This is a genomic window from Ramlibacter sp., assembly GCF_035548915.1.
GTDB lineage: Bacteria > Pseudomonadota > Gammaproteobacteria > Burkholderiales > Burkholderiaceae_C > Ramlibacter.
The window spans coordinates 61604-75080 of sequence record NZ_DASZSE010000003.1 but is presented as its reverse complement, the minus strand read 5'-3'; the positions used below and the strand labels follow the sequence as shown (position 1 = coordinate 75080).

Here is a 13477-nt window from a genome sequence, read left to right as displayed (position 1 = left end):
CGCCACCGGCGCCACCACTACCGGCGCCGCCGCCGCCACCGCCGGCACCGCCACCACCGCCGCCGCCACCGCCGCCGCCGATGATTTCGGCGACGCCGCCTCCGCCTGCGGTTTCCGAACCATCGGCTGGCAGTTCGCTCGAGAAGCCGGCCGAGGCCCAATCCAAGGCTGCTACGGCGGCGCAAAGTGCATCGCCTGCCGCGCCGCAGGCGGCTGCGCCTGCCGCCACGTCGGTGGCGGCAGCCCAGCCGTCTGCGCCACCACCGCCACCGCCACCGCCACCGCCACCGCCACCGCCACCGCCACCGGCGGCAGCGGCAGCGAACGAGGCCGCGACAGCGTCCACGAACGTTGCATCGGTTCCGCCACCCGCGGCACCCGCGCCTCGGGCCGCGCCGCCCACGCTTGCGCGCGCGTCGCCTCCCGCCCCGGCCGCGGATGCCGGCGCACGCCGTCAGGTCCAGGTTCGGCGCGGCGACACGGCTTCGCGCCTCGCCATGGCCCAGAAGCCGCACGATGTCACGCTGGACCAGATGCTGATGGCCCTGGTAAAGGAAAACCCGCAGGCTTTCATCAACGGCAACGTGAACCTCCTGAAGGCCGGGGCGACCTTGCGCTTCCCGGGCGCGGAAGACGCCGCGGCGATCGCCCAGGCCGAAGCCGCCCGGGACATCGCGCAGCAGAATCGGGAATTCGACGAGTACCGCCGCCGCATCGCGCAGGTGGCGCCGTTCGCGACCGGCAGCACGGGGCGGCTCGGGCTGCCGAAATCGAAGACGGCCACATCGCAGCCGGCCGAACCTCGCAGCCGCCTCACGCTGTCGAACCAGGGCGCGGTCCTCGGCCAGAGGCAGATCACGCGCGACCTCGAAAAACAGGCGCAGCGCGCCGAGCAGGTGGCCGACGAGATCAAGGCACTGGCGGCCAGCGCCGTGTCATCCTCCCCGGCCTCCGCCGCGGCCGCTGCGGCTTCGGGCGCTTCGGCCGCGCGGGCGCGCCCCGGCTCGCAGCCCGCGCGCCGCGGCGCCTCGACGGCGGGACGTTGAGCATGAAACAAGTCCATGAGCCCGCGTCCCACGCCGATATGTAACTGCCCGCCGATGCGGCAACGGCGCGACAAACCAAACACTACAAACGATTCCCCGGCTTGACCGCATCTCGAAGCGACCACAGAATGTCCGCGTAACTGTTTACAGCCAAAGAAAAAAGTTACGCAACCCCGGCAATGGGCCGGCCTGAATCACCGCGGCGGTATGACGTACCGGTACCGCAAAGAGAGGGGATCAGAATGCGGCAGAAGCGACGAGACCGAACCACACTTCGGCCTGGATCAGCCAGCGCGGCCGCCTGTGCGGCCGTGTGCTTCCTGGCTTGGGCGGCGCCGGTGTTTGCCAACGGCATCGGCGAAAACGGCTCCTGGCAATTCGAAACCACGCAGGACCGCGTCAACAAGGGCGCGGTCGTGGACCTGATCGAGCGCAAGAAGGGCGGCTACTACGACTCGTTCAAGACCACGAACTACAACACCAGCTACACGTACGTCGACAAGCAGTTCAACTGCACGCTGTCGGCGGCGTCCGCGGGCAACACCGGGAACAATTCGACGAGCGCCGCGACTTCATCGCCCACCGTCAACACCTCCGGCAACACCAACGCGAGCACCACGGGCAACACGGCCTCCAACGGCACGAGCCAGAACGGCTTTCCGGGCGTCCTGAGCCAGAACTACGGGCCGGGCTACCCCTACAACGCCTCGCTCGGCAACAACCAGAGCAATTCGGGCGCGCTCAATTCCAGTGTGAGCGGCTCCTCGACCAGTGCCAACACCGGCCCGATCAGCGCGGGCGGCGGCTCCACGGACCAGATGCTCAATTCGAACCAGTCGAACAACGGCTCGCAGATGGCATCCGTCACCGGGAGCACCGCATGCAACGGGCCGCTGGTCGGCCCGGTGAATTCGGTGGTCGGTCCGATCAACTGACAACCCCGTCCAAGCCGTGAAAATAACAACGAAGGGGATGCTTTTCGCCGTTGCAGGCACCGCAGCGCTGCTCTCGGGCTGCGCGAACCTGCCGGCGCAGAAGATGGCACCCGATGAATTCCCGGTGATCACGGGCTCGATGTCGAGACGCAACTACACGCCCATCGAGCCCGCTTTCGCCTGCCTTGCCGACCTGATGCGCCTGAAGCGCCTGCCGCCCATCGGCATCGCCGTGGGCGACGTGAAGGACTACACCGGCAAATACAGCCAGAACGAGGGCAACGCCATCACGCAGGGTGGCGCGCTCATGATCTATTCGGCGCTCGGCAAGATGGGCGACGTGGTCCAGCTGCAGGAGCGCTTCGACACGCGCATCGCGGAGCTCGAGCTCGCCTACACCGACCGCCGGCAGCTCGGCGACGGCCGCCAGCACACCGTGGAGACCGGCAAGCCCGCCGTGCCCTGGGTGCCCTACTACGGCGGCACGATCCTCAAGTCGCAGTACTACATCGTCGGCGGCATCACCGAGCTGAACTACAACATCGCCTCGGGCGGCGCGGAGGTCTACGTGAACGGCGTGGGCGCGAAGAAGCGCACGTTCACGATGAACATCGGCGTGGACCTGCGCATCGTCGACACCCGCTCGCTGGTGGTCGTGCGCACGGCGAGCGTGCAAAAGCAGATCATCGGCGAGGAAGTGGGCGTCGGCGTCTACCGCTTCTTCGGCACCGAGCTCGTCGACGTGAACGGCGGCAACAAGAACCAGGAGCCGCTGCAGCTCGGCGTTCGCACGACCATCGAGCACGGCGTCGTGGAACTCGTCGCGGCCGTCTCCGGCATCGACCCGATGCAGTGCATCGACGCAACGGGCGTCGCGCGTGCCACGCCCGCGTCGCTGGAGTCGGAGCCGGCGGCGCTTCCCGCGCCGGTCGCGAACGGCAACGTGAACGTGAACGGCAACGGCCATGGAGCGCAGCCGGTCGCGGCGACGCCGCCGCCCGAGGGCCTCGCGCCGCAGAACGCCGCGCTCGCGCCGCCGGGGCCGAGCAACCTCGTGCCGTTCGAATTCGGCAGCGACGCGATCTCGGTGCAGGCCGCTTCCGTCCTGGAGAAGGTCGCCGCGGAAGCGGCGCAGGGACGGCAGGCCGTATTGCAGCTGCTCGCGCGCGACAACGAGGTCTGGGCGCCCAGCCAGCGGCGCGAGTTGACGAATGCACGGGTGAAGTCGGTCACCGACTTCCTCGTGAGCAAGGGCGTTGCATCGTCGCGCGTGGGTGTGACGTGGGTCCCCGCACCCACCGATCAGCAAATCACGCGCCACAGTGCAGGCTTCCAACTGGTCGCCACGATGGTCGTGGCGCAGTAGTCATTGTTTTGTAGTCATTGTTTGTTTGTGTGATCAACGGTTCACGCCACCTTGAGGAGAAGGCCATGAGAGGGAATCAACGCAATACCGGTATCCAGTCCCATGGAGCCGAGCAGTTCCGGCGCACCGCACTGGCTTCGGCCTGCGTGATCGTCCTGGGAGGCGCAGCGGCGGGTGGCGCCCACGCTCAACTGCTGAATTACCAGATCACGCCGGACCCGACCACCGGCCAGATCTTCAGTGCCCCGAGCTACGAAAAGCAGGTCACCAACAACCAGTGGGCGCAGAACCCGTCGATCTCCGCTTCGAACAGCATCGGCCTCTTCGGCACGCTGCTGCCCGTGGGCGGCCCGATCGTCGTGGACGGCAACAGCAGCCTCGTCACCGCGATCGGCAACGAGGTGTCGCCGCTCGTGGGGCTCGACCCCACGGTGATCAACCTGTTCGTGATGTCCTCCGGCGGCACGGCGGGCATCCTGTCGGGCCAGCTGCGCGGCGCCGCCGCGGCCGCGACGCCGGTGCAGACCACCGCGAACAACGACTCGCTGGTGATCGGCGTGCAGAACACCGCCCAAGCCGATGCGCAGATCACGGTCAGCAACAACAAGGTCGGCTCGACGGTCCTCGTGAACAGCGCCGACTCGCGCCTGAGCGGCCAGCTGCCGATCGGCTACAGCAACGCGCAGCTCGGAAGCATCGACGCGAGCACGGGGATCAACGGCACGGCGCAGGACGTGACGACCACGGGCAGCCTCAACATCAACGCCAACCAGACGGCCTACAACGCGTCCGGCCAGGCGTCCTCCGCCGCGACGATCACCAACAGCACGGTGACGATCGGCCTCACCGACAGCGGCACGCCGCTCACGAATCCGCTCACGCTCACGAGCAACTCGATGGCGACTTCGTTCGGCGTGAACGCGGCGAACAACCTCGTGTCGGTCACGAGCGGAGGCGCGGCGCAGCTGAGCGGCACGATCACCGTGAGCAACGCTCAGGTCAACCTCGAGGATGCCGGCGCCGGCGCGGTGCCCACCGCTTCGGTCGACAACAAGAGCAGCGTGAACGTGGACCTGAGCGCGAGCGCGGGCCAGAACACCGTGCTGCAGGCGCCGCTCGTCGTCACCAACAACAGCATCAGCGCGGCTTCGACCGGCAACTCGACCGGCGTACGCGGCGCGGGCAACAGCGTGGCGGCCAGCAACGCGATCACGCTCGCCACGGGAATGGACGCGGCCGGCAGCGGCTCGGGCACGGTGAACGACATCACCGCCAGCGCGACGAGCGTGCAGACGACGACGGTGAACCAGGCCGACCTCGGGCTGCTCAACCGGCAGATCAACAGCGGCACCTTCCTCAGCTCGGACGTGCAGGCGCCGATCACGACGAAGGTCGACACGCTCGATCCGGCGGCGAGCATCACCAACACGAGCAACAGCATCTCGAGCACGACGCGCGGCAACATCGCGGGCAACCTGATCAGCGCGAGCAACAGCAACTTCAGCGCTTCGACGGGCGTCGCGAACGCGCAGGTGAACAACCTGACGAGCACGAGCAACATCGGCCTGTCGTCCACCATCACGGGCGCGCCGATCTCGATCACCGTGGGCAACGCGGCATCAGGCGCCGTGGGCGGCACGATCACGTCGAACTCCAACACCATCGGCACCACGACCGAAGGCAACGTGGCGCAAAGCACGGTGAGCATCACGTCCTCCAACGTGACGTCGACGGCGACCGCCGGCGACGGGCAGTCGCTCGCCGATGCCAATACCGGGCACGCCGCGGTGAATGCCGGCAGCTCCGCCACCAACATCCAGTCCAACTTCGGGCCGAACGCGATCGTCTCGACGGTCGACTCGAGCGGGGTCACGGTCACCACGACCGACATCGACGGCGGCACCGGCCCGCTGGGCCTCGCGGCCGCGACCATCACGATGGACAAGAACGCCATCACGTCGAACGCCGCCGGCAACATCGGCACGACGTCGGTCCTGCTCGCGGGCAGCAACGCGACCGTGCACCAGGGCGTGGCGAGCGTTCAGCAAAACGGTGCGGCCGTCACCGCGGCAACCACCAATTCGGGGGTGATCGTTTCCTCCGGCTCCGGCGGCACGACCACCGTCGCGGCTTCCACCGTGGGCGTCACGAACAACACCGTCTCCTCGGCGGCGCAGGTGAACGACGCCACCAACACCGTGACGGCGAACTTCTCCAACCTCACGCCGGGCGCGGTCGGCACGAACCCGGCCTCCAACACGGGCGCGGTCTCGGACATCGCCAACATCACGGCCACGAGCAACGCGTCGCTCGGCATCGCGAACGCGCAGAGCAACACCGCCGACAGCAGCGCGAGCACGGTCAATACCGGCGGCTTCGCGGTCGCCAACATGCGCGACCCGGCCAACGACACCCCGGTGACGGGCAGCACGTTCACGATCTCGGGCAACACGGCGAGCGCATCCAACGGCAGCAACCGGGCGAGCAACGCCATCGCGATGCCCGCGAATTCGACGATCACGCCGCCCGGCGGCGTCGCCACGGATATCGCGAGCATCGCGAACGTGCAGTCGAACGCCGGCAACGCGTCGGTCGCGACGGTCGACAACACGAGCGCCGCGACGACCGGCTTCGGGCTCACCTACTTCCCGAGCCTGGATACGACCACGGCCACCGTGCAGAAGAACAGCGCGAGCGCGCTGTCCCTCGGCAACCAGGCGTCCAACAGCCTCACGTCCTCGGGCGGCAGCCTGACCACCGCGGCCCCGCTCGCCACCGGCGTGTCGACGGCCGACAGCGGCACATCGAACGTCTCGGCCAACGGCGAGTACGCGATCTCCAACTCGCAGAAGGACGACCTCACCACGGGCCGCACGGCACAGGTGCTGAACACCACCGCGGGCGTCTTCGCGTCGCCTTCCACGGCGTCGGCCGGCGCGGTCACGAATTCCACGCTCACCGTCGCGAACAACGCGCTCACGGCGGAAGCCCGCAACAACGACACGGCCAATACGCTCAGCCTCACCGGTTACGCCAACCTGAAGACGGCCGCGGGTATCGCGAACTCGCAGGTGAGCAGCAGCCCGGTGGCGGCCAACGTCACGGACGGCAGCACGGGGATCAAGACGATCAGCGGCAACGGCACGGACACCATCACCGGCTCGACGCTCGCCATCACCGACAACACGATCAGCGGCCTCGCGGTCGGCAGCTCCGGCAGCAACAAGCTGAAGATCGACGCGAGCACGCTGTCGGGCAATTCGACGGTGGCGGTCGCGGGCGTCACGGGCGGCGCGGCCCCGGTCGCATCGGCCGACTACACGATCGCGAGCGAGCAGGCACAGACGGGCGGCGCGGCCTCGGCGGTGACCGGCGTGGCGCGCCTGAGCGGCGCGCAGGACGCCGCAAACGGCGCCGACGTGACCGGCGGCTCGGTCGCGGTCGTGAACAACACGCTCAGCGCCTTCGCGCGCGGCACCGACGTGAGCAACACGCTCACCCTCAACGGAACGGGCACCGCCACGGTCCTCACGGGCGCCCTGGGCAGCGGCCAGACCGGCGACGGCAACATCACGGCTTCGGTCGCTCCGTCGGCCGGCTACAACGACGCCGTCGGCGCGGACGCGCTCTCGTTCACGACCACACCCGTGAACGTCACGAAGAACACCATCAGCGCCTCGGCGAGCCGCAACTTCGGCAGCAACACGCAGACGGTCACCGGCGCCACGGTGACCGGCATCGCTCCCGCGGCGGGCAACACCGATTTCACGGTGGTGAGCACGCAGAACCATACCGGCGGCGACGTCACGTCGAACGTGGACCCGGGGGTGGTCGGCGCCGTCGTCTACAACGCGCTCACGACGAACACCACGACCGTCACGCAGAACAAGGTGCAGTCGTTCGGCACGGAAAACATCGCCGGCAACGCGCTCACCATTACCGCCTCCAACGCCAACACGACGTCGGGCATGGTGAACAACACGCAGACGTCCGACCTGGGCGCGGTGGCCGCGAACGTCGGCTCCACGGTGCCCGCCGACATCGGCGTCACCAGCCCGACCACCGCGGGGCCCGTGCTCACGACGGCGAACATCATCGTGTCGGGCAACACGGTCAACGCGCAGGCCGGCCGCAACTCGGCGGGCAACAGCGTGGCGATCAGCGGCAGCACGATCACCGGCAACGGCGACGGCATCGCGCAGGACTACCGCACGATCAACACGCAAAGCGACAAGAGCGACGGCGCGACGGATTCGAGCGCGACGCTCGGCACGGTCGGCGCCAAGATCGCGACGGACACGGGCGCCAGCACGCTCACGGTCACGTCGAACAGCCTCACGTCCGGCACGACGGGCAACGCGGCGGCCAACACCCAGACGCTCACGGCCGCGGGGGCGCTCACGGCCTCCGGCCTCGTGTCGAACACGCAGGATTCCGGCACCGGCGCCACCGCGCCCGGCCACTCGAGCACGGTGGCCGTCACGACGGTCGGCGTGAACTCGGCCGGCGCCCTGGCCGCCGACACGGTGTCCACGATCAGCTCCAACACGCTCACCGCGCAGACACTGCGCAACTCGGCGGACAACGCGCTCACGGCCTCGGGCAGTTCCATCACCGGAACGATCCCCACGGGCGCGGCCGCCTCGTTCACGTCGAGCAACGTGCAGCACATCGCGGGCGACGTCACGGCCACGAACACCGCCACCACGCTCGGCGTGCAGACGGATTCGACCGTGACGACGACCACGGGCCAGGTGACCGTCACCGACAACACGCTGCTGGCGCGCGCGCGGGGCAACACCAGCGCCTCGACCGGCACCACGGTCGAGCTCACGGCGCCCAACACGATCACCGGCAGCGCGATGGCCACGAGCACGCAGGACTTCGCGGGCGGCACCAACGTCGGCGCGATCAATTCCACCGCGGGCGGCGGCGTGAACATCGGCCTCTCGGTCACCAACACGTCCGACACCATGCCGGTCACGGTGACCGGCAACATGGTGCAAAGCGAATCCAAGGTGAACAACGCGGTGACCGGCCTGAAGGTCACCGGCGGTACCGTCACGGGCGACGTCCCGACGGCGACGCTGCCGGCCGGCACGCCCGCGAGCTTCTCGGCGATCAACTCGCAGGACGAGAACGCGAACGGCGCGGTGAGCGGCGGCGTCAACGCCAACACGTCCACGGGCGTGATCGGCGCCACGGCCAACACGTTCGCCGGAACCAACGTGCTCACCGCGAGCAACAACAGCCTGCTCGCCACGGCCCGCGGCAACGAAGCGCAGACCAGCGCAGCCATCACGGCGACCAACTCGCTGAGCGGCATCGGCCTTGCGAGCAACACGCAGACGTCCACCAACAACACGGAGACGAATGCCAACGTGTCGACCGGGACGATCGGCCAGTTGTCGGCGACGAGCACCAACAACAACAACGTCACGGTCAACAGCAACCTGCTGCAAGGCGACGGCGTGCGCAACCAGGCGACGACCACCCTCACGGCCACGGGCGGCTCCGTCGCCGGCGCGGGCTTCGCCGACCTCACGACCACCACGACCCCGGCGAGCTTCACCGCGAGCAACAGCCAGACGGTCAACGTGGGAACCGACGGCAGCAATGCCAACGTGAGCCCCGGCAACGTGGGCATCGACGCCACGACGGGCGTGGTGACGGGGGTCAATACGGTGACCGCCAATGCCAACACGTTCACGGCGCTCGCGGGCGACAACGCCGGCACGACCAAGGCCACGGTGGCCGCCACCGGCGCGCTCACGGGCACGGCGATGGCCACGAGCACGCAGCAGAGCTTAGCGGGCCTCGCAAGCGTCAACAGCAACGGCGGCGTGAACGCGCTCCTGAACGAGCAGAACATCGGTCTCGTGTCGGGCACGGGCGCGAACTCCATCACGGTGACGACCAACGGCAATGCGTCCACGGCCCAGTCGATCCGTCAGGCGGCGACCACGACGCTCGACGTGTCCGGCGGCTCCGTCACGGGTGACCAGCCTCCGTTCAACGGCACGACGCAGGCCGCCTTCAGCGCGGTCAACAACCAGACCGACCTCGCGGGCGGCACGCTGCCGAGCGTCTACGCGCAGACGGCGCGCCAGGTGATCGGCGCGAGCCTGCTGAGCGGCGACCTCACGAGCGGCGCCGGCGCCAACACCGTGACCGTGACCAACAACACGGACACGGCGCTGGCCCGCGCCAACAGCGCGGCCACGAGTGCCAGCGTGACGGCAACGGGTGCCGTCACCGGTTCGGCGCTCACGGACAGCACGCAATCGTCGCTCACGCCCGCCATCGTGCAGGCCGACGCGATCGTCGACCTCTCCGGCGTGAGAATCCTGGCCGGCAATGCCAACGACCTCACCGTGACGGTGGGCGGCGGCGCGCAGAAGAACACGGTCACGGCGGAAGCCACGCGCAACGTCGCGCAGAACACTCTGACCGTGACCGGCGGCTCGGTGACGGGCGACGGCGCGGATCAGGGCACGGCGCTCGCCGGGGGCCAGCCGGCGAGCTTCACGGCGCGCAACAACCAGGGTGACGTGGGCTCGGGCGGTTCGTTTGCGAACGCCAACCTCGGCATGGGCTTCGGCCTGGACGTGGAAGCGGGCGATCTGCTGGGCACGAACCGGGTGACCGTGAGCGGCAATGCGGTGCAGGCGCAAGCGGGCGCCAACCTCGCCGTCACGAACGCCACGGTGACGGCCGGCGCGGCGGTGGTCGGAACGGCCCGGGCCGAGAGCACGCAGAACGCCACGGCGACGACCAACGCGTACACCGCGCTCGCGAACACGAGCCTGATCGGCCTGAACGCGAGCGGCCCGGGCAATGCCGGCAACGTGCCGGTGACGGTCACGGGCAACTCGCAGTCGGCGCAGGCGATCAGCAACTCGGCGACCAACGGACTCGTCGTGAGCGGCACCTCCGTCACGGGCGACGTCACGCTGGTGGGCGGCACCACGGCGAGCTTCACCACGAACAACCAGCAGTCGGACCTCTCCACGAACGGCGCACTCGCCACCAACACGTACGGCACGGTGGGTGCGACGGTTGGCAGCATCTCCGGCGCGGTGGTCACGGCCACGGGCAACGCGATGACGGCGCTCGCGCGCAACAACAGCGCCAACAACAGCGCGACGATCACGGGCAGCGGTGCCGTGAGCGGCTCGGCCGCCACGGAGAACACGCAGAGCGCGCTGGCCGGCGGCGTGAACATCACGCACACCGGCGGCACGGTCGGCCTGGTGGCCGCCACGCCGGCGGACAACGTGACGGTGACTTCGTCCGACAACACGCTCACCTCCGAGGGCATCCGCAACGTGGCGACGAACGGGCTCACCGTGACCGGCGCCGCGATCACCGGCACGGCCGCCGGGGCCCTCACCAACGCGAACGCGAGCTTCACGGCGAGCAACAACCAGACCGAGGCGGGCGCGGTCAACAGCGTCGTGGGCAACACGGTGACCACGGTCGGCGCGAACGTGACAGCCGGCGACTTCACGGGCACCAACACGATCACCGCGTCGAGCAACACGGTGTCGTCGATCGCTCGCGCGAACAGTGCCGGCACGACGCTGACGGTGCAGTCCGGCTCCACGCTTTCGGGCAGCGGCGTCTCGAGCAACGTGCAGACGGCAGGCTCGACGGCGGACCTCTCGGGAAGCTTCAGCGTGGGAACGGTGGGCGCGACAAACACCGGCGACATCACCGGGCCGATCACCGTGACCGCATCCGGCAACACGCTCACCGCGGAAGGCCGCCGCAACGTCTCGAGCAACAAGGTCGACGTGAACGGCGTGGCCATCGTGGGCGAGTCGGACCTGAGCCTGCAGGGCGCGAGCTTCGTCGGCAGCAACAACCAGACGGCGAGCAACGGCGCGAACACGACCAAGGCGAACGCGACGGTCGGCATCATCGGCCTGAACGTCGGCGACGACCTCACGACGAGCGGCAACATCACGGCCAGCAACAACGTGGTGCAGGCGCTCGGAGGCGGCAACTCCAGCACGAACACGGTCTCGGTGAAGGCGAGCGGCACGCTCACGGGCAGCGCCTTGAACACGAGCACGCAGGACGCCACGGCCGGCGACCACAGCTCCACCCTCACGGTGGGCACGGTGGGTGCGAACTTCACGAGCGACACGACGACGTCGCCGGTGACGGTCACGAACAACATCCTCGTGTCGCAGACGCTGCGCAACGCCGCGACCAACGCGCTTGCGGTGAGCGGCAGCACGGTCACGGGTGAAACCGGGGCCAACCTGGACGTGGCGGGCACGAAGGCGAGCTTCATGACCGACAACTTCCAGACGGGCAACGCCGACGCCACCGCGACCAGCACGGTGACGACGGTGGGCGCGACCGTGGGAGGCAACATCGACGCGGGCGTGGGCACGTCGTTCACCACCACCAACAACGCCATCACGGCGCGGGCGGGCACCAACACCGCGGCCAACAGCACGGACCTTGGGGGAGCGACGGTGTTCGCCGGAACGGCGCTCACGCAGAGCAACCAGGTCGCCGGCGCGGCGGCCACGGTCAACGCGACGGTCGCGGTGGGAACGGTGGGCGGCGCGATCGTCGGCGACATCGCCGACACCGCTTCCACGCACACGGTGAACAACAACCTGCTGGATGCGACCGCGGTGCAGAACGTGGCCTCCAACACGCTGACGCTGAGCGGCGCCACCGTGTCCGCCACGTCGCTCGCCACCGGCGCCAATTCCGCCTTCGCCGTGGACAACACGCAGACGGCGGGCGCGGCCGCCACCGCGACGAACGACGTCGTGACGCTCGGCGTCACAGCCGGCAGCGTGAGCGGCAACGTGACGGCGTACTCGATCACGAAGAACAACGTGTTCGCCAGGAGCGGCGCCAACTCGGCCGACAACAGCATCACGCTCACGCCGGCATCGGGCCTGGACAACACGACCACGTCGTCGATCGACAACAGCCAGACCTCGCTCGCGGGCACGATCTCCTCGTCGGTGAACGCCAACCAGGCGAGCAACATCGGCGTGGCGGTGACCGGCGACACGACGCCCACGGCCATCACGGTGGCCAACAACGCGCTGAACGCCCAGGCAACGCGCAACGCGGCCACGAGCATCCTGAATGCGTCGGGCCCGTCTATCGCGGGCGGCGACCTGCTGAGCGGCTCGCAGAGCTATGCGGTTCGCAGCACCCAGAACGGCACGGGCGACGTGACCTCGGTCACGTACACCGGGCTCCTGGGCGCGAACCTCGGCACGGCGGCCGGCGGCGGCGTGGTGTTCGGCGTCGTGGACAACAGCATGATCGCCATGGCCACGATGAACTCGGCGACGAACAAGGTTCTGCTGAATTCGGGCAGCGCCCTGAGCGGCAGCGCGACGAACGGCACGGCGAGCGTGAGCAACACGCAGAACGCGAACGCCGCGAGCACGATCAGCGCGACGGTCGGCGGCGCCTCCGCGGCGACGCCCACGGTGCCCACGATGCTCGGCGTGACGAGCGGCGCGGTCGGCAACGCGATCGCATCGCCGATCACCGTGACGGGCAACACGCTGGCTGCGCAAGGCGGCGGCAACACGGCGCTCAATGCGATCGAAGCCGGCGCCTCCTCCAGCATCGGCGGCAGCGCGCCGACGTACACCTACCAGGTGCTGAACAACCAGACCAACGACGCCACGGTGAACATGCGGGCGCAGTACGCCAACGTCGGCGCGGTCCTGACCGGCGCGTTGGGGGCGAGCTCCATCAACGTTTCGGGCAACACCGCGTCGGCGATCGGCTACGGCAACAACGCCGTCAACTCGATCAACATCAGCGGCCTGGCCGGTGGCGTGAATGCGAGTGCTTCGGTGGTGAACAACCAGCTCAACACGGCCAACGTGACCTCCGTCGCGACCAACCTCAACATTGGCGTCACGGGAACGGCGGCGGGTTCGAGCGCGGGCGGGTCGACCATCGTCACCAACAACAGCATCACCGCGCGCGCGGTCGGCAACTCCGCGCAGAACAGCATCAACACCAAGTAGGCGGGGCCGGATGCGCCTTCAGGAACAAGGGCCTGCGTGAGCAGGCCCTTTTCCATTCGTTACGCCCGTTGAGGAAGAACGGGTACATCGGGAGGAAGTTTT

Annotated in this window: 4 protein-coding genes and 1 pseudogene; 4 read left to right on the top strand and 1 reads right to left on the bottom strand. The window is 68.8% G+C overall.

Annotation, left to right across the window (positions count from 1 at the left end):
* Positions 1–171: 171 nt before the first annotated feature.
* On the bottom strand, positions 172–357 hold the full coding sequence (locus tag VHA82_RS00600; protein WP_325539189.1) for a hypothetical protein: 186 nt from the start codon (positions 355–357) through the stop codon (positions 172–174).
* 131 nt (positions 358–488) lie between these two features.
* On the opposite strand from VHA82_RS00600, the pseudogene VHA82_RS00595 reads away from it, so the two are divergent.
* The 4 genes and pseudogenes from VHA82_RS00595 to VHA82_RS00580 all read left to right on the top strand — a co-directional run.
* A pseudogene (locus VHA82_RS00595) lies at positions 489–1046 on the top strand (FimV/HubP family polar landmark protein); the annotation flags it as partial.
* 311 nt (positions 1047–1357) lie between these two features.
* The gene (locus VHA82_RS00590) at positions 1358–1981 is read left to right on the top strand and encodes a hypothetical protein (protein ID WP_325539185.1); all 624 of its coding nucleotides are present in this window, start codon (positions 1358–1360) and stop codon (positions 1979–1981) included.
* A gap of 37 nt (positions 1982–2018) precedes the next feature.
* Entirely contained in the window at positions 2019–3347 is a 1329-nt protein-coding gene (locus VHA82_RS00585; RefSeq protein ID WP_325539183.1) for a CsgG/HfaB family protein, read from the top strand.
* 65 nt (positions 3348–3412) lie between these two features.
* Positions 3413–13375, top strand: a complete 9963-nt coding sequence (locus tag VHA82_RS00580; protein ID WP_325539181.1) for a hypothetical protein — start codon at positions 3413–3415, stop codon at positions 13373–13375.
* Positions 13376–13477: the final 102 nt, after the last annotated feature.